At 55.6% G+C, this 19,652-nt stretch carries 19 protein-coding genes; 13 read left to right on the top strand and 6 right to left on the bottom strand.

Annotated features, from left to right (window positions below):
- Genes rpsK through rplQ form a run of 4 tightly spaced genes read left to right on the top strand, consistent with a single transcriptional unit; the run spans window position 1 to window position 2,378 of the window.
- Window positions 1–396, top strand: a complete 396-nt coding sequence (rpsK, locus tag Q371_RS13300; protein ID WP_034341375.1) for a 30S ribosomal protein S11 — start codon at window positions 1–3, stop codon at window positions 394–396.
- A 5-nt stretch (window positions 397–401) separates the two neighbouring features.
- The gene (rpsD, locus tag Q371_RS13295; protein ID WP_034341373.1) at window positions 402–1,016 is read left to right on the top strand and encodes a 30S ribosomal protein S4; all 615 of its coding nucleotides are present in this window, start codon (window positions 402–404) and stop codon (window positions 1,014–1,016) included.
- Between the two features lie 11 nt (window positions 1,017–1,027).
- Complete coding sequence (locus Q371_RS13290) at window positions 1,028–2,017, top strand: DNA-directed RNA polymerase subunit alpha (RefSeq protein ID WP_034341371.1); 990 nt, start codon at window positions 1,028–1,030, stop codon at window positions 2,015–2,017.
- A gap of 10 nt (window positions 2,018–2,027) precedes the next feature.
- Complete coding sequence (gene rplQ / locus Q371_RS13285) at window positions 2,028–2,378, top strand: 50S ribosomal protein L17 (RefSeq protein WP_034341369.1); 351 nt, start codon at window positions 2,028–2,030, stop codon at window positions 2,376–2,378.
- Window positions 2,379–2,502: 124 nt separating this feature from the next.
- On the opposite strand, the gene ilvA is transcribed toward rplQ, so the two are convergent.
- Window positions 2,503–3,486: a threonine ammonia-lyase, biosynthetic gene (ilvA, locus tag Q371_RS13280; RefSeq protein ID WP_051964315.1), complete on the bottom strand. Its 984-nt coding sequence runs from the start codon at window positions 3,484–3,486 to the stop codon at window positions 2,503–2,505.
- A gap of 135 nt (window positions 3,487–3,621) precedes the next feature.
- Window positions 3,622–4,080, bottom strand: coding sequence for an Lrp/AsnC family transcriptional regulator (locus tag Q371_RS13275; protein ID WP_034341367.1), 459 nt, complete (start codon window positions 4,078–4,080; stop codon window positions 3,622–3,624).
- A 132-nt stretch (window positions 4,081–4,212) separates the two neighbouring features.
- Here Q371_RS13275 and Q371_RS13270 point away from each other — a divergent pair, with 132 nt between their 5' ends.
- Complete coding sequence (locus tag Q371_RS13270; protein WP_034341366.1) at window positions 4,213–5,400, top strand: trans-sulfuration enzyme family protein; 1,188 nt, start codon at window positions 4,213–4,215, stop codon at window positions 5,398–5,400.
- Window positions 5,401–5,489: 89 nt separating this feature from the next.
- Window positions 5,490–6,020 carry an RBBP9/YdeN family alpha/beta hydrolase gene (locus Q371_RS13265; protein ID WP_034341365.1) on the top strand — a complete coding sequence of 177 codons (531 nt, stop codon included), beginning with the start codon at window positions 5,490–5,492 and terminating at the stop codon, window positions 6,018–6,020.
- A gap of 52 nt (window positions 6,021–6,072) precedes the next feature.
- On the opposite strand, the gene trxA is transcribed toward Q371_RS13265, so the two are convergent.
- Window positions 6,073–6,405 (bottom strand): thioredoxin, encoded by a 333-nt coding sequence (trxA, locus tag Q371_RS13260; protein WP_034341362.1) that lies wholly within the window; start codon window positions 6,403–6,405, stop codon window positions 6,073–6,075.
- 93 nt (window positions 6,406–6,498) lie between these two features.
- Here trxA and Q371_RS13255 point away from each other — a divergent pair, with 93 nt between their 5' ends.
- The 7 genes from Q371_RS13255 to ppk1 all read left to right on the top strand — a co-directional run bounded on the left by Q371_RS13255 (window position 6,499) and on the right by ppk1 (window position 14,223).
- The gene (locus Q371_RS13255; protein ID WP_034341451.1) at window positions 6,499–6,816 is read left to right on the top strand and encodes a DUF309 domain-containing protein; all 318 of its coding nucleotides are present in this window, start codon (window positions 6,499–6,501) and stop codon (window positions 6,814–6,816) included.
- 104 nt (window positions 6,817–6,920) lie between these two features.
- The gene (locus Q371_RS13250) at window positions 6,921–7,505 is read left to right on the top strand and encodes a LabA-like NYN domain-containing protein (protein WP_034341360.1); all 585 of its coding nucleotides are present in this window, start codon (window positions 6,921–6,923) and stop codon (window positions 7,503–7,505) included.
- Between the two features lie 319 nt (window positions 7,506–7,824).
- Window positions 7,825–8,823 carry a phosphate acyltransferase PlsX gene (gene plsX, locus Q371_RS13245; protein ID WP_245618335.1) on the top strand — a complete coding sequence of 333 codons (999 nt, stop codon included), beginning with the start codon at window positions 7,825–7,827 and terminating at the stop codon, window positions 8,821–8,823.
- Window positions 8,824–8,879: 56 nt separating this feature from the next.
- Window positions 8,880–10,061 (top strand): mechanosensitive ion channel family protein, encoded by a 1,182-nt coding sequence (locus tag Q371_RS13240; RefSeq protein WP_034341355.1) that lies wholly within the window; start codon window positions 8,880–8,882, stop codon window positions 10,059–10,061.
- A gap of 195 nt (window positions 10,062–10,256) precedes the next feature.
- The gene (gene fabF / locus Q371_RS13235) at window positions 10,257–11,489 is read left to right on the top strand and encodes a beta-ketoacyl-ACP synthase II (RefSeq protein WP_034341352.1); all 1,233 of its coding nucleotides are present in this window, start codon (window positions 10,257–10,259) and stop codon (window positions 11,487–11,489) included.
- A gap of 116 nt (window positions 11,490–11,605) precedes the next feature.
- Complete coding sequence (locus Q371_RS13230; protein ID WP_034341351.1) at window positions 11,606–12,016, top strand: cupin domain-containing protein; 411 nt, start codon at window positions 11,606–11,608, stop codon at window positions 12,014–12,016.
- A 143-nt stretch (window positions 12,017–12,159) separates the two neighbouring features.
- Window positions 12,160–14,223 carry a polyphosphate kinase 1 gene (gene ppk1 / locus Q371_RS13225; protein WP_084571425.1) on the top strand — a complete coding sequence of 688 codons (2,064 nt, stop codon included), beginning with the start codon at window positions 12,160–12,162 and terminating at the stop codon, window positions 14,221–14,223.
- Between the two features lie 191 nt (window positions 14,224–14,414).
- Here ppk1 and Q371_RS13220 read toward each other — a convergent pair whose 3' ends face one another.
- The 3 genes from Q371_RS13220 to glgP all read right to left on the bottom strand — a co-directional run bounded on the left by Q371_RS13220 (window position 14,415) and on the right by glgP (window position 19,311).
- Entirely contained in the window at window positions 14,415–15,716 is a 1,302-nt protein-coding gene (locus tag Q371_RS13220; RefSeq protein WP_034341349.1) for an MFS transporter, read from the bottom strand.
- 93 nt (window positions 15,717–15,809) lie between these two features.
- Window positions 15,810–16,529 carry a tetratricopeptide repeat protein gene (locus Q371_RS13215; protein WP_157442700.1) on the bottom strand — a complete coding sequence of 240 codons (720 nt, stop codon included), beginning with the start codon at window positions 16,527–16,529 and terminating at the stop codon, window positions 15,810–15,812.
- 244 nt (window positions 16,530–16,773) lie between these two features.
- The gene (gene glgP / locus Q371_RS13210) at window positions 16,774–19,311 is read right to left on the bottom strand and encodes an alpha-glucan family phosphorylase (RefSeq protein WP_034341447.1); all 2,538 of its coding nucleotides are present in this window, start codon (window positions 19,309–19,311) and stop codon (window positions 16,774–16,776) included.
- Window positions 19,312–19,652: the final 341 nt, after the last annotated feature.

The raw sequence follows: 19,652 nt of genomic DNA, 5'->3' as shown, positions 1-19,652 counted from the left end.
ATGGCTAAAGCTAAGACCAACACCAGAACCAAGCGTACCCGCCGTAACATTCCTCACGGCCGTGCTTACATCCACGCTTCCTACAACAACACCATCGTCACCATCACCGACATGGACGGCAACTCCCTCGCCTGGTCCTCGGGTGGCACCATCGGCTACAAAGGCAGCAAAAAAGGCACCCCCTACGCTGCTCAACTGGCTGCCGCTGACGCTGTGAAGAAGGCCCAAAGCACCTTCAACATGAGCCAAGTGGAAGTCGTGGTCCGTGGAACCGGATCTGGCCGTGAACAGGCCATCCGCGCCATTCAAGCCAGCGGCATTGATGTCAAATCCATCATGGATGACTCTCCCGTTCCCCACAACGGCTGCCGCCTGCCCAAGAAAAAGAGGATGTGAGTTAGATGGGTCGTTACCGTGGTCCAGTTGTTAAACTCAGCCGTCGCGAAGGCGTCAACCTGGCTGAAACCGAGAAAGTCCAAAAGTTCCTTGACCGTCGTCCCCGTCCTCCAGGACAGCACGGCGCTCGCCGCAGCAAAACCTCCGACTACGGGGTTCGTCTGCGTGAAAAACAAAAACTTGCCCGTCTGTACGGCGTGAACGAGAAGCAATTCCGCAACCTCTTCGAAGAAGCTTCCAACGTTCCCGGCGTGACCGGCACCGTGTTCCTTCAACTCCTGGAAAGCCGCCTGGACAACGTGGTTTTCCGCATGGGCATTGCTTCCACCCGCCGTCAGGCCCGCCAGTTCGTGGGTCACGGTCACATCTTTGTGAACGGCAAGCGCGTGGACATTGCTTCTTACCGCGTTAAAGCTGGCGACGAAATCTCCGTTGCAGAGCGCAGCAAGGCCATTGGTTTCATTCAAGAGAACCTGGAACTTGCCAAGAAACGCAAAGGCAGCCCCTGGCTCTCTCTGGATGCCGAAGCTGGCAAAGGTCAATTCCTGCGCCTGCCCGCCCGCGAAGATCTGGCCCTGCCCATCAACGAGAACTTCATCATCGAGTACTACTCACGTTAACGGAGGTTTACGTGGAGAACAAAAAACCGCAGCTTAAAGCACGCCTTGACGGGAATTACGGTGAATTTACCCTGGAGCCACTCAAACGTGGTTATGGCGTAACCATCGGCAATCCCCTACGCCGCATCCTGCTGTCGTCCATTCCGGGTACGGCGGTCACCAGCGTGTACATCGAAGATGTCCTGCATGAATTCTCCACGATTCCAGGCGTCACTGAGGACGTCATCCAGATCATCCTGAACCTCAAGGAACTGGTGGTGAAATTCCACGCTCCCGGCCCCAAGACGCTCACTTTGCGCGCTCAGGGTCCGAAAGTGGTCACTGCTGCTGACTTTGAAGTTCCCATGGACGCGGAAGTTGTGAACCGCGACCAAGTCATCGCCACCCTTGCTGAAGGCGGCAAACTGGTGATGGAAGTGCGTGTTGAAGAAGGCGAAGGCTATGTCCCTGCAGACAAGCACGCCATCAAAGACCGCATCAACTCCATCCCTGTCGATGCCATCTTCACTCCGGTGAAGCGTGTTGCTTACCACGTGGAAGACACCCGTGTGGGTCAGCAAACCGACTTGGACCGCCTGATCATCCGCGTCTGGACGGACGGCTCCACCGACCCCAAAATGGCCCTGGACAAAGCCGTGGAGATCCTGCGGAATGAACTCACTGTCTTCAGTGACACGGTAGAAACCACCCCGAGCCCCACTGTTGTGACCAGCATCCCCACGGTGCCTGTCACCACGGTGTATCCGGAAACGCCCATCATCACCAGCGTGAACATCAATCCCGAGCCGTTCCCTGAGCAGCTCCAGCCCCGAGTGACCCTCGATGGACTGGGCCTGACCACCCGGGTGCTGCACTCCCTCAAAGAGGAAGGAATTGATTCTGTGGATGCCCTGTGCGCCCTTTCGGACAGAGACCTCAAAAAGGTCCCTGGCATCGGGGAGCGTTCACTCGATGAGATAAAGCAACAGCTCGCCCTGCACGGACTGAGCTTGAAGGAATAAGGAGTAAGACATGCGTCACGGTAGAGCTGGCCGCAAACTGAACCGCAACAGCAGCGCACGTACCGCCCTGGCCCGCGCCCAGGCGACTGCCCTGTTGCGTGAAGGCCGCATCCAAACCACTGTAGCCAAAGCCAAAGAGCTGCGTCCTTTCGTTGAGCACCTGATCACTGTTGCCAAAGGCGGCGACCTGCACGCCCGTCGCGTGATCAGCAGCGACATCCACGACAAAGAAGTCGTGCGCAAACTGCTCGGCGAAATCGCCCCCAAGTACGCCAACCAGAACGGTGGTTACACCCGTATCCTCCGCGTCGGTGTGCGTCGTGGTGATTCCGCTCCTGTTGCCCTGATCGAACTGATCTGATTTCAACAGAGCATCTGCCCCTTCTCTGGAAAGAGAAGGGGTTTTTTGTTTTTGAGATCCCCCGTTGCTCGCCACCCCCTTTGTTAAGGGGGGACCGCAGAACGTCAGCGATGCGCGGGGGGATCTAACCTGCCCTCAGCCGCTCTGCCACTTCGCGGATCCGGTCAAAATCGGCATTGGCTCCACTGGTGATGGTCACCAGAGTCTCACCTGTGATGCCCTTTTGCTGAACGTATTTCTTTAAACCCGCCACCCCCAGAGCCCCTCCGGGTTCCATCAGGGTGCGGGTGTTTTCGTAGGTGTCGCGGATGGCCATGCACACCTCATGGTTGCTGACGGTGATCCAGTCATCCACGTATTGCTGGGCCATCTGGAAAGGGTGAAATCCAGCCTGTTTAACCGCCACAGCATCGACAAAAGTGTCCACGTGGTCCAGTTTCACCTGATGTCCGGCCTGAATGCTCTGGGTCATGGCGTTGGCATGCTCGGGTTCAACGCCGATCACCCGGATGTTGCTGCGGATGGTTTTCAAGACAGCAGCAATGCCAGCGATCAAACCCCCTCCGCCAACTGGCACGAAAACGGTGTATGGGTCTTTGGGGGCTTGCTTCAGAAGTTCAAGTCCGATGGTGGCTTGCCCTGCGATCACTTGCAGGTCATCAAAAGGGTGCACGAAAGTCAGGTTTTCCTGTTGCTGCAGAAGTCTGGCGAACTGCTCTGCTTCTGTGACGTTCTGACCGTACAGGACGACTTTTGCACCCCAATCTTCCACAGCTTGCACTTTGATGGCAGGGGCGATCTCTGGCATGACCACTGTGGCGTTCAGGCCCAGATGGTGGGCCGTGTAGGCCACCCCCTGAGCATGGTTTCCTGCAGAGACCGTGATGATGCCTCTGGCTTTTTCTTCATGGGTCAGGGAGATGATTTTCTGGCAGGCACCCCTCAGTTTGAATGAGTAAATGGGTTGCTGGTCTTCCCGTTTGAGCAGGATGCGGTTGCCCAGTTGTTTGCCCAGTTTGTGGGCCTCTTGCAAGGGGGTTTCGATGGCCAGATCGTAAACCCGGCTTCTGAGCACCTGTTCCATGAAGTTTTGGGTGGATGGGTTCATGCAGTCCTCCAGCGCAAAAGAAAAACCCCCAGCAGGATTTGCTGGGGGTCAGGGTGGCAACAGTCAAAGCCTACCCGAGGGGTCCCCCGAGTCGGCAAATAATTCGCACCACGAACATAAAAGCACTGTAGCACATCAGGGGAGGGGTTTGATCACGCGTGCAGGCAGGGGAGAGGAGATCACCAGAGAGGTGATGGGGGTGCAGTACGGCGAGAGCCTGTCCAGCACACTTTCCAGATGCCCCATGTCACGGACAGCCACTTTCAGCATGTAACTGTCTCCTCCAGTGATGCGGTGAAATTCGAGGGCCTCGGGGATGTTTTCGGTGATGTGGTCCAAAAAAGGGAATTTGTCTCCAGTGGCGCTCAGGCGGATGAATCCGATCAGGGGTCGGCCCAGAGCCGCCAGATCCAGATCGGCTTTGTAACCCCTGATGATGCCTGCATCTTCCAGTTTTTTCAGACGCTCTGCCACAGCAGGGGCAGTGAGGCCCACATGTCGGGCCAGATCTTTGTAGCTCATGCGGGCGTCTTGCTGCAGGAGGTCCAGCAGTTTCCATGAGACATCATCAAGGGTTTTGTTTTGTGGGGTCATTTGAATGGATTGTCGCAAATTTCAAAGGGTTTTTGGTGATGGGCTTTGGTTGTTGCGTTCCTCTGAAAGGGCAGAGCCGTTAAAATGTAAATACACAAAATCCACAAGAACCATGTCTCGAAAGGAGTCCACATGTCAGGCTTTAACACCAAAGCTGTGCATGCGGGTGGTGGTGCTGACCCTCAGACCGGAGCCCATGCCACCCCCATTTACCAGACCAGCACCTTCACTTATTTCGATGCAGAGCAGGGGCGTGCCCTGTTTGCAGGTGAAAGGGAAGGTTTCATTTACACCCGTATTGGAAATCCCACCACCAGAGCTTTGGAAAACAAAGTGGCAGCTCTGGAAGGTGCAGAAGATGCGGTGGCCTTCAGCAGTGGAATGGCAGCCATCAGTGCCTTGTTGGTGACTGTGCTCAAGGCTGGAGACGAGGTGGCCTTTCTGGACCCCATTTATGGAGGCACCGACGGATTTTTCTTCGAGATCCTCACCAAATTTGGAGTCACCATTCACCGCTGCCACGATCTGCAAGACTTGACACAAGTGCTCTCTGAAAAAGTCAAAGTGGTGTTCTTTGAGCCCATCACCAACCCGACCCTGAAGGTGTGGGATTTCTCCGAGGTGGTCAAACAAGCCAAATCGGTGGGTGCTCTGGTGGTGGTGGACAACACTTTCCCGACCCCTTACCTGTTTCGTCCTCTGGAGCATGGGGCAGATGTGGTGGTGCATTCTGCCACCAAGTATTTGTCAGGTCACGGCGACTTGATTGCAGGTTTGGTGGCAGGCAAGGCCGATCTGGTGCAGATGGTGCGCTTCGAAGGCCTCAGGCATCTGGGGGGAGCTCTGGGACCCTTTGAAGCATTTTTGCTGCTCAGGGGCATCAAAACCCTGCATGTGCGAATGGAAGCCCATTCCAGAAATGCTTTGCAAGTGGCACGTCACCTCCAAGGTCATCCTGCAGTGAAAGCCGTGCATTATCCGGGTCTGGAGTCCCATCCCAGTCACAAAGAGGCACAGCAGTACCTGAAAGCCTCTGGTGGAGTGCTGGCCATTGAACTGGATGGGGGTTTCCCGACCTGTGCCCGTTTTCTGGACAGCCTGAAACTGTTCACGCAGGCGGTGTCTCTGGGAGATGTGGAGTCTCTGGCCTGTCATCCTGCCAGCACCACCCACTCGCCCATGCCAGAGGAAGCCAGACAGGCTGCTGGCGTTACAGATGGCCTCGTGAGGCTTTCCATTGGCATTGAAGATCCTGAAGACCTGATTGCAGACCTTGAGCAGGCTCTGGCTGCATGTGCCATGGTGCATGAAATGGTGTGACTGCACAAAATGACGTGGACAGATTTGCTCGCTCTTGACTGTGTACAGTCCACTGTGAACTTGCCCGGTCCAGAGGCTAAACTGCTGACATGACACGGTTTTTGACCTTGCCGGGATGGGGCTCAAGTGGTCCAGAGCACTGGCAGACCCTCTGGGAGCAGAAATACGGCTTCGAGCGCGTGGAACAGCAAGACTGGGAAAACCCACAACTTCGTGACTGGGTGTCCTGTCTGGATGAGACCATTGGACAATCGGATGAACCCACCGTTCTGATTGCCCACAGTCTGGGGTGTCATGCTGTGGCCCACTGGGGATGCTGCGTGATCAACCATCCAGTGAAAGCTGCTTTGCTGGTGTCTCCTCCAGATTTGGACCAGCCTGACACTCCAGAGGCCGTCAAGGATTTCCTGCCCATGCATCTGGAAACCCTGCCGTTTAAAGTGCTGGTGGTGGCCAGTTCAGATGACCCTTATGCCGCTCTGGAACGCAGCAGGCATCTTGCAGAAAGCTGGGGTGGATCTCTGGTGGATGTGGGAGCAAAGGGCCACATCAATTCTGTCTCTGGTTTGCAGGACTGGCCTGAGGGTTACAGGTTGTTGCAAAGTTTGCTTGAAGGGTGATGCCCAACAACAAAAAAAGCGGACTCTGGTCCGCTTTTTTGCCTTGATAGGGTCAGTTTTTGACGGTTTCGAGGTGTTTCTCGATGACCTGTTTGAAGTGGGGTTTGCCACGGGCGCCCACAGTCACTTCAACGGGTTGGCCGTCTTTGAACAGGATCACGGTGGGGATGCTCATGACCCGAAATTTCATGGCGGTGGCCTGGTTGTCGTCGACGTTCAGTTTGGTGACTTTGACCTGACCTTCGTAGTCTCCGGCAAGTTCTTCAATGACTGGAGCGACCATGCGACAAGGGCCACACCAGGGGGCCCAGAAGTCCACAAGGGTGAGTCCTTCTTGAATGGTGCTGTCAAAGTTTTGATCGGTGATTTCTTGTGCCTTACCCATGTCTGTATTCTACCCTTTTGCCCCAAACCAATTGGGAGATAAGTTATACTTTAAAAAATAAAGCACAAAATGTGGATCTGTTATGATGGAAACATGCAAGATCGGTTCAAAGCAGGGGCAAGGCTGTTCAACAGGCGGGCCTACTGGGAGGCACACGAAGCCTGGGAAGCAGATTGGCGCACCGCTGAGGGAGAGGAGCGCAAATACCTCTCGGCTTTGATTTTGCTGGCTGCAGCCTTACACAAAAGATGGGTGCATGAAAATGTCAAACACCGTAATTTTGATAAAGCCCTTCGTTACTTAAATGATTTGCCCTGTCACTACGATGGGGTCAATCTGGATGCACTTAAGAATTCCGTGTGGGAAGCGTTGAGTGATCCTGAAGTCACCCCCAATATTCCTCTGGATTGAATCCCATTTCGCTTTACTCGGCTTGTGGATAAACCGTATACTGGGGGGTACCGTGTGAAAGCCGGGAAACAAAATTTTATTGATTGACCTCAAGGAGTGGACCTATGGAACGAGTGGCTTTGTTCATCGACGGCGCAAACGTGTACGCCGCTGCAAAACGGTTGGGTTGGAATTTCGATCACCGGAAGATTCTGGAGTATTTCGCGGAGAAAGGTCGCCTTTACAACGCGTTCTACTACACTGCAGTCCCTTACCCCATGGACGACAAGCAGAAGCGCTTCATCGATGCGCTGACCTACATGGGCTACACCGTGCGCACCAAACCCCTGCGTGAAATCACCGACAGCGAAACCGGTGAAACGCACCGCCGTGCCAACCTCGACATCGAGATTGTCACCGACCTGCTGGCAACCACCGACCTTTATGACACCGCCATCCTGCTGACCGGAGACGGCGACTTCGAGCGTCCCTGTGAAGTGCTTCGCTTCAAAGGCAAACGCGTGATTGTGGCCAGCATCCCCGAGATGACCAGCTACGAGCTCCGCAATGCTGCAGACGAGTACATCGACCTCAAGGACATTCGTGGTTCCGTGGAGCGTCCTGGTTACCGCCTGCCCAGCGAAATGCGCACCGAAACCAAACCCTACTACATGCCCTCCAGCGACTCTGACGATTCTGAAGAGTACTGAATCCAGGCACATCAACACTGGCAGATCAAAGCGCAGGGGAAACCCTGCGTTTTTTGTTGCAGAAGGGCATGCCGAGGGCCGAGAGCACAGGGCCGAGGGCACAAAAAGCTTCAGCAAAAGCTTTTCGGGCGTAGCACACTACTCCCCTACCTATCCCTTGACGATTTTTTGTGGGTAGAACATGATGCTCTCGGCTCTCGGCTCTCGGCTCTCGGCTCTCGGCTCTCGGCTCTCGGCAACAGGGCAACAGGGCAACAGGGCAAGGCTCTCATCCCATTCAGCTTTCTGTTTGACCAGACCGGATATAATGCTCTCTCGGATGGAGACTTTACCAATTGCACTTGATGCCATGGGCAGTGACTTCGGACCCGGCGTGTTGGTGGCCGGTGCTCTGGAAGCTGCACAGTTGGGCATTCCGGTTTTGCTGGTGGGCGATCAAGCCCAGATTCAGGCAGAACTGGCCAAACACCCCTCAAACAGCAAGATTCAGATTCATCACACCAGTGATGCCATCTCCATGAACGACCACGCTTCGGATGTGCGCCGCAGACCCGAGGCCAGCATCAACGTGTGTACCCGTCTGGTCAAAGAGGGGAAAGCAGGTGCGGCTGTCTCCATGGGCCACAGTGGAGCCACCATGGCCAGTGCCCTGTTCACGCTCGGGCGCATCAAGGGCATTGACCGCCCAGCCATCATGGCTTACATTCCTTCCCAAAAAGGATTCTGTGCTCTGCTGGACGTTGGAGCCAATGCAGATGTGAAGGCCCAGTACCTGCAACAGTGGGCTGTGTTGGCCTCCGCTTATTATCAGGCGGTTCACAACCGCAGCAGGCCTTCAGTGGGTTTGCTCTCCATCGGAGAGGAAGAGCACAAAGGCAACGCTCTGGTGCTTGAAGCCCATCCTTTGCTGAAAGCCACGCCAGAGATCCACTTTTATGGCAACGTGGAAGGCAAAGACATCTTCAAAGGCACCACCGACATCATCGTGACCGATGGTTTCACTGGAAATGTGGTTCTGAAGACCGCTGAGGGAGAAGCCAAAGTCCTGATGGGCTGGATCAAAGAAGCCCTGACCAGCACTTTTGTGGCCAAAATTGGCGCTTTGCTGGCCAAACCTGCCCTCAAGAAAATCACCCAGAGGGTGGACCCCAGCGAGTATGGGGCCAGTGTGCTGCTCGGGGTGCAGGGATTGGTGTTCATCGGGCATGGCAGTGCAGATGTCAAAGCCGTGAAAAACGCCGTGCGGGTGGCCCACGAAGCCTACCAGAAAGATGTGCTGGGCAAATTGCGCACCCTGTCCAACACGTCTGCAAATTAAGTTTTGCTGAGGCGGCAAGCACAGCATTCTTAAGGTTTTTTGTTAGCCTGAGTACCATGTTGGATGTTTTGCAACCTCAGATGATCATCACATTGGTGCTCCGGCTTGCAGTGCTTTATGCGCTGTGGGTGATGGGCTTGAAAACACTGCGCTTTGCGGAAACCCACGCCGAGCGTTCGGTGGGCGCAAATGACCTCAAACTCTTCCGTCTGATACGCATTGGATGGGGGGTTCTGGTGGTTTACATGGCTGTGGTGGTCGGCATTTACAGCCTGCGTCTGGAACAGTACGCCGCCTTTTACCAGCAAGGCAATGAAGTGGTGGCGTGGTTCACGCAGGTGGTGGGTCGCATTGTGGCGGTGGTCCTTTTGAGTTACGTGGCCCTCAGGGTGGTCAACCAACTGGCAGAGCGCATTGTGCCGGGGAGTGAGTTCAGCAGGCGTACAGTGCGGGTCAGAACCCTGACCGGGGTGCTGCGCAGCACAGCCACTGTGGTGATTGTGATTCTGGCTTTTGTGATGGTGCTCGACAATCTGGGTGTCCGGTCCAGTGCGTTGCTTGCCTCGGTGTCGGTGTTGGGTCTGGCCGTGTCTTTTGGGGCCCAGAGCTTGATCAAAGACATTTTCTCGGGGTTTTTCATTTTGCTGGAAGACCAGTATGGGGTGGATGATTCCATCATCGTGAACAACAACCCCAACCTCTCTGGCGGGGTGGAAAAACTGAATTTGCGGGTGACCCATTTGCGGGCTCTGGATGGCACCGTCCACATCATTCCCAACGGGCAGATCCAGACGGTCAGTGTCCAGAGCAAAGAGTGGAGCCGTTTTGTGGCCAACATCAACGTGGGCTACGATGCCGATCTGGACAAAGCCATTGCAGTGATCAAACGGGTGGCTGGAGAGATTTACGAAGATCCCGAGTGGAAGGACCACTTTCTGGAGGCCCCTGAAGTGCAAGGGGTCACCAGCATGGCCATGGATTCCATCACCCTGCGTGCCCTGTTCAAGGTGCTTCCCAAATCCCAGTGGGCTCTGGGACGTGAGTTCAATTTGCGGATCAAGAAGGCTCTGGATGCCGCTCAGGTGGTGATTCCTGCCACCAAGAAGACGGTCAGTTTCGGTCCAGAGACCCTGCATGTGGAAGTCAAGGACTCAAAAGAAGACAAAGCAGAGAAAGGGCAGGACAAAGACAAACCTGCATCCACAGACCTGAAGAAAGGCCCTGAGAACAAGTCTTGATCACAAGTCCTGAGGCGTCTGGGAAAGGCAGATGTCCAGTTCAACCGGGTTCAAATTCAGCATTCCAGAGCATCTCAGGATATAATTTGTGTTTGTGTGATCGCTTTGGATCCAAAGCGACCGATCCTGTCAGAAACCAGAAGCGGAATTTTCTTCTGCTGACACAATGAAACACTCTTGAAGGAGGCACAATACGTGAAACGAGTTGTGATTACAGGTGTGGGTCCGGTGACCCCCATTGGTGTGGGTGCCGCCGAATTTCTGGAGGGCCAGCACTCGGGCAAGAGTGGCGTGGGCCCCCTGACCCACTTTGATGCAAGCATGCTGAACAGCCGAATTGCTGGAGAAGTCCACATGGATTTCTCCCAGTGGATCGATCCCAAAGAAGGCAAGCGCATGGACCGCTTCGTCAAACTGGCGATGGTGGGTGCGGCTCTGGCCATCAAGGATGCCGGCCTTTCCGAAGAAGACGTGGCCGGAGAGCATGCCGGTTCCTTGATTGGCAGTGGCATTGGAGGTCTGGAGTCTTATCAAGATGCTGCTGTGACCTTTGTGACCAAAGGGGCCAACCGGATTTCTCCCTTCTTCATTCCCACCATGATCGCCAACATGGCAGCCGGTCAGGTGGCCATGCGTTATGGCTTGATGGGACCCAGTAGCACCGTGGTGACCGCCTGTGCCACCGGAAGCGGTGCTGTGGGCGATGCTTTCCGCATCATCCAGAGGGGCGAAGCCGACATCATGATCACCGGCGGGGCAGAAGCCGCCCTGACCGGCATGTCCATGGGCGGATTTGCCAGCATGAAGGCCCTCTCCACCCGCAACGATGAGCCCCAGAAAGCCAGCCGTCCATTCTGCAAATCCAGAGACGGTTTCGTGATGGGTGAAGGTGCAGGCATTCTGGTTCTTGAAGAACTGGAACACGCCCTGAAACGTGGAGCCCGCATTTACGCCGAAGTGGTGGGTTATGGCACCAGTGCCGACGCTTACCACATGACCATGCCTGCTCCAGAGGGACGGGGTGCCGCTCTGGCCATGCGCCGTGCCCTCAAGAGTGCAGGCGTGGCTCCAGAGCAAATTGGCTATGTGAATGCCCACGGCACCTCCACACCTGCCAATGACCTTGCGGAAACCCAGGCCCTGAAATCGGTGTTTGGTGACCATGCCAGCAAGCTTGCAGTCTCCAGCACCAAATCCCAGACCGGGCACTTGCTCGGGGCTGCGGGTGCAGTGGAGGCCATTGCCTGTGCACAGGCCCTTTACAACGGGGTTTTGCCTCCCACCATCAATTACGATGATCCCGATCCTGAACTGGACCTCGATTACATCCCCAATCAGGCCAGAACCCAGCAGGTCGAGTACGCCATGTCCAACTCTTTCGCCTTCGGCGGACAGAACGCCGTGCTGGTCTTCAAGCGTTACGTTTGAGTTGCGAATACACAAAGTTCAGTTTTTTAACCGCTCGCAAGAGCGGTTTTTTTATGGTATGAATACGGTAACTCAAAATTGTATACAGCAGCTCGGGCTGCTGGAAAGGATCATGCATGGAAAGCACTTTACCCACCTGCACGGTGGTCCGTTCCGAAGAGCAATACCGTGGCAAACAGGGCCTCGATTACCAGAGGGGCATCTCTGCGCAGAGCACCGGGTCCACAGGTCTGTGCATGCACCTGAACACTTTTCCTCCGGGTGCCAGAGCCAGAGCCCACCTTCACGACCACCACGAAACGGCCATTTACATGCTGAAAGGCGAAGTGGGCATGTGGTACGGCGAGAACCTGAAAGAGCACATGGTGGTTCGTGCAGGAGATTACCTCTACATTCCGGCCAACATGCCCCACTTGCCTTACAACATGAGTGAAACCGAGGAAGCAGTGGCCCTCCTTGCCCGCACCGATCCCAACGAGCAGGAAAGCGTCACCTTGCTGCCAGAGCTTGATCTCATTCACGTTTGACCCAACCCTCTGGCTGGTGGGTGAGGTGTGCTTGCCCACCAGTTTTTGTTCTGGAACCTCTCCTGCTTGCATAGAACTCTGCCCATCACCTGACACTCCCCTGATCTGACCATCATGGAGGCGGTCTAGAATGGAACTTGATCATGTCAGTGGAAAGTCATCACAACCTCGATAAACTGCCCAGAGAGGCCTACCTGAACCGTGAATTGGCCTGGCTGGAATTCAATGAGCGGGTGCGACACGAAGCCACACATCCCAAAAATCCTCCTCTGGAACGATTGAAATACACCGCCATTTGCGGCAGCAACCTCGATGAATTTTTCATGGTGCGGGTGGCTGGAATCCACCGGCAGATCGCAGCCCATGTGCGCACCCACACCCCGGATGGCCTGACCCCCCACCAGAACCTTGATCTTGTGCGCAAACACATGCCCGAGATGATGGCCAACATCCAGAGAAACCTGCAAACCAATCTGGAAAACCTTGAAAAGCACGGCATCCAGTTTGTGAAGTACGCAGAACTGGACGATGAAGCCCGCGAAAACCTCAGGCAGTATTACCTCAAAGAAGTGCACCCGGTGCTGACCCCTCTGGCCGTGGATCCGAGTCACCCTTTCCCCTACATTTCCAACCTGAGTCTGAACCTCGCGGTGATTCTGGAAGAAGACGAGGGCATTGAACTGGCCCGTGTGAAAGTGCCTGTGGGGGTGTTGCCCAGAGTGGTCAAGATCTCCGATGGGCGCTACATGTTTCTGGAAGACCTGATTGCTGCGCACCTTTCTGAACTGTTCCGGGGTCGCACGGTTCTGAGCAGTCATGTGTTCCGCGTCACCCGCAACACCGACTATGAATTTGAAGAAGAGGAGGCCGAAGACCTGCTGGCCACCATTGAAGACGGTCTCAGGCGCAGGCGTTTTGGTGCGGTGGTGCGTCTGGAGGCCAACCCGGACATTCCCGAGCGCTTGCTGTCCGAATTGACCGAGCGCCTCAGGCTCAGCCGTCAAGATGTGTTTTTGCTGTCCGGTCCTCTGGGCGTGGCAGATTTCATGGGTTTGGTGGGCATTTTGTCACCCCTCCATCCCCATTTGACTTATGTGCCTTATGTGGCCAGCATTCCCGATCTGGAAGGGGAGGAGGGCATTTTCTGTAGCCTTCAGCAGCAGGATTTCTTGATGCATCACCCTTATGAATCCTTCGAGGCGGTTTTGCAGTTCATCGAGGAGGCCGCACAGGATCCAGATGTGCTGGCGATCAAACAGACCCTTTACCGCACAGGCGGAGACCGGCGTTTGCTGCGTGCCCTGACCCGTGCCGCCGAGGCAGGCAAACAGGTGGTGGCCCTTGTGGAACTCAAGGCCCGTTTTGATGAGCAGCGCAACATCACCTGGGCCAGAGCTCTGGAACGTGCAGGGATTCACGTGGTGTACGGTCTTCCCAAACTGAAAACACACGCCAAGGTGACTCTGGTGGTGCGCCGTGAACAAGGAGGCCTGAGGCGTTATGTTCACATCGGCACCGGAAACTACAACCCGAGAACCGCTGCCATGTACACCGACATTTCTTTCCTGACTTCCGACAAGGACATCTGCATTGATGCCAGCGAGTTGTTCAACCGCCTGACCGGTTACGCCGAGGCCACCTACCGCAAAATGCTGGTGGCCCCAGAGCGCATGCGCCATGATTTTTATGCCTTGATTGACCGTGAGATTCAGCAAGCGAAAGCAGGGCAGCCTGCAGCCATCACTGCCAAGATGAACAGCCTCACCGATCCGGGACTGATTCAGAAGTTGTATCAGGCTTCGCAAGCAGGGGTGCAGATCCGCCTGATCATCCGTGGGGTGTGTTGCCTGAAGCCCGGTGTGCCTGGCCTGAGCGACAACATCGTGGTGCGTTCCATCATCGGGCGTTTTCTGGAACATGCCCGCATTTATGCGTTTTTCAATGCTGGAGCCAGCGAAGTGTACATTGGCAGTGCAGACTGGATGACCCGCAACCTGAACCGGCGCGTGGAGGTGGTGGTCCCCATCCGGGGCAGCAAGCACCAGCGTTACCTGCAAAACCTGCTGGAAGCCGAGTGGCGTGATACCCGTGGAAGCTGGCAGCTTTTCCCGGACGGCAAATGCGAAAAAGTGCGTGGCAGCAAAACCTTCAGCTCCCAGAGGCACTTCATGCTCAAGCACGGTGCTCTGGAAGAAGTGGAAGACTGAACTTTACTGCGTTTATCAGTGAAACAGGAGGCTTCGTCTGAAGCCTCCTGTTTCAAAAAACCTTTTCCAGAGAGACATCCTTTTATTCTTCTGTCAAATGCTTTAAACAAGGACCAAAAAAACAGGAGGCTTTCTCAGGCCTCCTGTTCCAGTTTTGAACATGAAAACCTCTTATTTATCTGTCAAATGCTTTAAAATTTGCGCACTGGAATCAGGTGCTGGGCAATGTAGCGCAGCACATCTCGGGTGCGGTGGGCTCGGGTTTCGGTGATGGGCTTGAGCAGGATCCATGCACTGGCGCGCATCACCCCGGCCAGAATGAACAGCGCATGGTAAGCGTGGGTGTTGCCAAAGATCAAAGGAAACCACTCCATCAGGGCACCGCTGATGATGCCCCCCAGAAACCCAGTAAACCCGGTCAGCAAATTGAACATGCCAAAGTAGGAAGCTCGGGTTTCGGCTGGACTGCTGGCGAGCACCAGATTGAACAGTGCAGGTCCGATGGCACCCCAGGCCACCGCATCAAACACCGCTGCAGCCCAGAGGTACCCCATGTTTCCGGTGATGCCTCCCAGCATCCAGCACAGAGGCATCAGGGTTCCGGCCACAAAGGTGCCAATCGCCAGCACAGGTTTGTTGCCCCAGCGGTCTGCCACTGCTCCCCACAAGGGCATCAGCAGCATGGCTGAGATGCTCGCCACGGCGGTCCAGAGGGCCAGCATGGTGAAACTCATTTTCACCACTTTCAGGAAGTAAGGGAACACAAAACCCGAGCACAGCATCACCGCAACCATCCAGTAGGCTGCAAAGCCCAGATAACGGCGGAAATTGAGGTCCCTGAGGGGAAGTGCAAAAGTGTCCAGCAGTTTGAAGCGCAGCACTTTGCCTTCGGGTTCGTGGTGTTGCTTCAGGAAGTATCCACCCAGCAAGGCACATCCTACCCCGAGCAGCAAAACCAGCTGGAAATTGTAGGGCTCTGGAAGGCGGTCCAGCAACCATCCAGCCAGCAGGTTTCCCAGCATGCCGATCACGCCCACCAGTCCGGTTCGGAAGCCCATGTATTTGCCCCGTTCTTCCTCGGGGATCACATCGCCCATCCATGCCTGCCAGAGGGTGCCTGCTGCGGCTTGAAGGGCACTGGACAGGGCCACCAGCAACACCACAAAGGTGGGCCTGAAGGCTTCAGGAATGTTGAAAAGAGGCAAGAGGGCTGCCAGCACCCAGAGGCTTCGTCCCAGCACTGCGGTCAGCAGGGTCAGGTCTTTGCGTTTGCCCAGTCTGCCTGCCCACCATGCTGCAAACGGGCTGATCATCTGGGCCAGCAAGGGGACGCTGGCCACCAGAGCCAGTTCGCTGGGTTTGGCCCCGAGGTAAATCATGAACCCGGTCAGCACAATTCCGGTGGTCCAGTTGAGGAAAATCTGGCTCATGCTGCCTTCAAGAAGCGAGTAGAACATGGTGCGACGGACAGGATCACGGGGGGCAGACAACATACATTTCGAGCCTACACCCGCCTTTTTGGACTAAGCCATTTGTCGGATGCCCATTTTGTATACAACTTTCGAAGTGCTGTGCCAGCAGGCGAATCAGAGGGTTTTGAGCAGTTCCAGCGCTTCCCTTTGGTCCTCTTTGTCCCAGTAGGTCAGGGCAGGCATGCTGGTGGCCCGTTGCAGGTGTTTTCTGGCATCCTGCAGGTGTTTGGCTTTCAGGCGTTTGTTTTTGTTGCCCAGAATGATCAAGGCCTTGGCAAAGTTCAACTCATGGGAGACCACAGCAGATTCCAGTTCAATGGCTTTTTGCAGACGGGGCAGGATTTCGGCTTCATTGCCGCCAAAAATCCCGGCAGTGAGGGTGCCGTACTTGATCACGTTGGCATGCCACATCGCCAGACCCACCTGTGCAGAGGCATAATTGGGACTGTATTGCACGGCTTTTTCAAAGAGCGCTCTGGTTTCACCCAGAGCGCCCAATCCACCCACAGCCCCTTTCAGAACCGCCTGCCCTCCAAGGGCTTTGGAGAGCTGGTAGTAAGCTGCTCCATTCTTGGGGTTCAACTCAATGGCTTTTCGGGCGTACTTTTCAGCCTGTTCCAGCGGTTCCAGATTGGCTTTGTCCGTGATGTGCTTGCGCACGCTCAGCACCAGAGCTTCTGCTGCGAGGGTGTAGGCTTCAGAGGTTTTCAGCTCCAGAGCCCCTTGAACGGTTTCTTGGACCTGACCGGCAGCCAGACTTTTTTTGAGCTCGGGCAGGCTTGCCGCAAAACCTTGCACAGCCAGCATCATCACAACCACAGAAAGCCACTTCACAACAAGCATTGTCCATGATCTAGCATCTTGCAAAAAGGGTCCGAATTTCAATTGGTTCGTGGCCTGAAACCACCAAAAAGAACCCGGCTGCAATTTGCCGCTTGCAGCCGGATCGATCAAGGATGGAAAGGGAGTAGATTTGCGTGGTTAAGATTGAAGCGCTTCCATTTTATCAGAAAGACCAAGAGACAGATGAGAAACACTTCAAAGGGAGGGGGATTTGACTCCCCCTCCGGGGAGATGGTTAAGCCCAGCGGATCAGGCCAAGTTCCAGAGGTGTGCTGAGGTCAGACACGTAAGGAATCACCCGTGCGCCCACTTCGAAGGTGCCGCTCTCAGGGAGGGCCACTTCGCCAGCGTACTCGGCCCAGCCGTCTTGACTGCTTTGCAGGGTCAGGACACCGAAGGTGCGCACATCGTCACTCTGGCGGCGGATGACGCCTTCCACACGCAGGGTGTTGGGATCGATGCCAGCGGTTTGCACACGCACGTACACCTTCACAGCGTCGCCGGGTTTGGCATGCTCGGGAAGTTCACTGAAGGCTTCCACGTGGAGGCGGCTCCACTGCTGGCGCACCCAGTTCTTCCAGCCAGCGATGTGACGCACGGCTTTCAGGTCTTCTTTGCTGATGCTCTGGGCGCGGGCGTCCAGGGTCTGGTAGTACTGCTTGGTGTAGTCGATGACCTGACGGGCCATGCTGAACTGGGGAGCCACAGACTTGATGGCAGCACGGGCGATGTTCATCCACTTGTGGCGCAGTTTGGAGTCGTCGCGCTCGTAGTAGGCGGGCACGATGTGGTTTTCCAGCAGGTCATACAGGCTGTAGGCGTCTGCGTCGTCCTGAACATCGAGGTTCTCGTATTCGCGTTCTTCACCGATGGCCCAGCCGTTGGTGTTGACGGGATCGTGGCCTTCCACCCACCATCCGTCAAGGATGGAGAGGTTGGGGCTTCCGTTGAAGGAGGCTTTCATTCCAGAGGTGCCGGAAGCTTCCAGAGGACGGCGGGGGTTGTTCAGCCACACGTCCACGCCCTGCACGAGGTGACGGGCCACTTCCATGTCGTAGTTCTCCATGATCACGATCTTGCCTTGCAGCTCGGGGTCCTGAGCGTAACGGTAGATCTGCTGGATGAACTCTTTGCCGGGGTTGTCGGCGGGGTGTGCTTTACCAGCGAACACGAACTGCACAGGACGCTCGGGGTTGTTCACGATGCGCTTGAGGCGCTCAAGGTCGCGGAACAGGAGGGTGGCGCGTTTGTAGGTGGCGAAGCGGCGGGCAAAGCCGATGGTCAGGGTGTGGGTGTCGAGCACTTTTTCAGCGCTGGCCACGCGGGCTGCACTGGCACCGTGACGCAGGTACTGGCGCTTGAGGCGCTCACGCACAAACTTGGCCATTTTCTTCTTGAGGTCGTGCAGGGCCTGGGTGAACTCGGCGTCAGGAATTTTGTCCAGATCGTTCCAGAGGTCTTTTTCGTGCACGCGCTCTTTCCAGTCCTCGGGGAGGTGCTGGTCAAACAGGTCGCGCAGTTCCTGAGCAAGGAAGGTCAGGGTGTGGGCACCGTTGGTGACGTGACCGATGGGCACTTCGGTGTGGTGTGCGCCGGGGTACAGGAAGTTCCACATCTTGCGGGACACTTCGCCGTGCAGGGCAGACACCCCGTTGGCGGCTCTGGAGAGTTTCAGGGCCAGCACGGTCATGCTGAAGGTGGGACCCCAGGGCTGGTCATGGCGGGCAAGTTCTTGGAACTCTTCGCGGCTGACGTTCAGGGTGTGGTACCAGCTGCCGAGGTAACGGTCAATCAGGTCCATGGGGAAAGCGTCGTTTCCGGCAGGCACAGGGGTGTGGGTGGTGAACAGGGTGCTGGCAGCGGCCAGTTCCACAGCTTCACGGAAAGACAGCCCGAGTTGCTGCTCGAATTCGCGCACACGCTCGATGCCGAGGAATGCAGCGTGGCCTTCGTTCATGTGCCAGATGGCGATGTTTTCATTCAGGGCACGCAGGGCACGCACACCACCGATGCCCAGAATCATTTCCTGAGCGATGCGCATTTCCTGATTGCCACCGTACAGGCGGGCGGTCAGGTTGCGGTCTTCAGGGGAGTTCTCGGGGACGTTGGTGTCCATCAGGTAGACCTTGATGCGGCCCACTTGCAGGATCCACACCCGGGACTGCACGTCGCGGCCCAGAATGTCCACGTGCACGCGCAGTTCACGGCCATCTTTGCGGGCCAGTTCGATGGGCAAGGTCGAGAGGTTTTGCTCGTCGTAGCGCTCTTGCTGCCAGCCGTCTTTGTCCAGCAGTTGGGTGAAGTAGCCCTGATGGTAGAGCAGACCCACGCCCACAAAAGGCAGACCGAGGTCAGAAGCGCTCTTGCAGTGGTCCCCGGCCAGCACGCCCAGACCGCCCGAGTAGATGGGGAGGCTTTCGGCGTAGGCAAACTCGGCGCTGAAGTAGGCGATCTTGCCCGAGAGTTTTTGTTTCTGTTTGGAGTACCAGGTCTTCTTCTGCTTGATGTAAGCATCGAAGTCTTTGATCACCTGGTCGTAACGTTCAAGGTAGTCGGGGTTTTTGAGGACAGCCTGCAGGTCTTTCTGGCTGACTTCGATCAGGGTGCGCACGGGGTTGTTGTGGTAACGCTCCCAGATTTCAGGGTTGAGTTCCTGATACAGCTCCTGTGCTCTGGGGGTCCAGGACCAGTAAAGGTTATAGGCCAGATCCTGCAAACGTTCGATGCGCTTGGGCAGGCTGGGCATCACAGTGACTTTGGTAAGGGTGTTCATGGCTCTCCTCCAGAGATCCTGACCAATTTCGCAACCTTCAAAGACCAAAAAGGCCATTTTTCAGGGGTTGTGGGGTTTTGGTCATGGTGAGTGGTAGGTTTATGCTACACATCACTCCTAAAAAATGCAAATTTGTAATGAAGATTAGGCCTTTATTCTTTTGTGAAACGGCATTTTTTGACCGTCAACATTTTTTATTGAAAAAATAGGATTTCTGGGGATTTTGGGGTGGAAAAGAAACTTTCTATTGAAATGTAAGAAATTCAGTCCGGTTTTGAGCCTGTGGAAAATCTGCAGTAGACCAGCGATTTTCCTTGGATTCAGACCATTCTCAATTTTTG

Origin of the sequence: Deinococcus misasensis DSM 22328, assembly GCF_000745915.1 — a bacterium.
GTDB lineage: Bacteria > Deinococcota > Deinococci > Deinococcales > Deinococcaceae > Deinococcus_C > Deinococcus_C misasensis.
The sequence above is the reverse complement of the archived record's forward strand: the minus strand, read 5'-3'. Positions and strand labels throughout refer to the sequence as shown.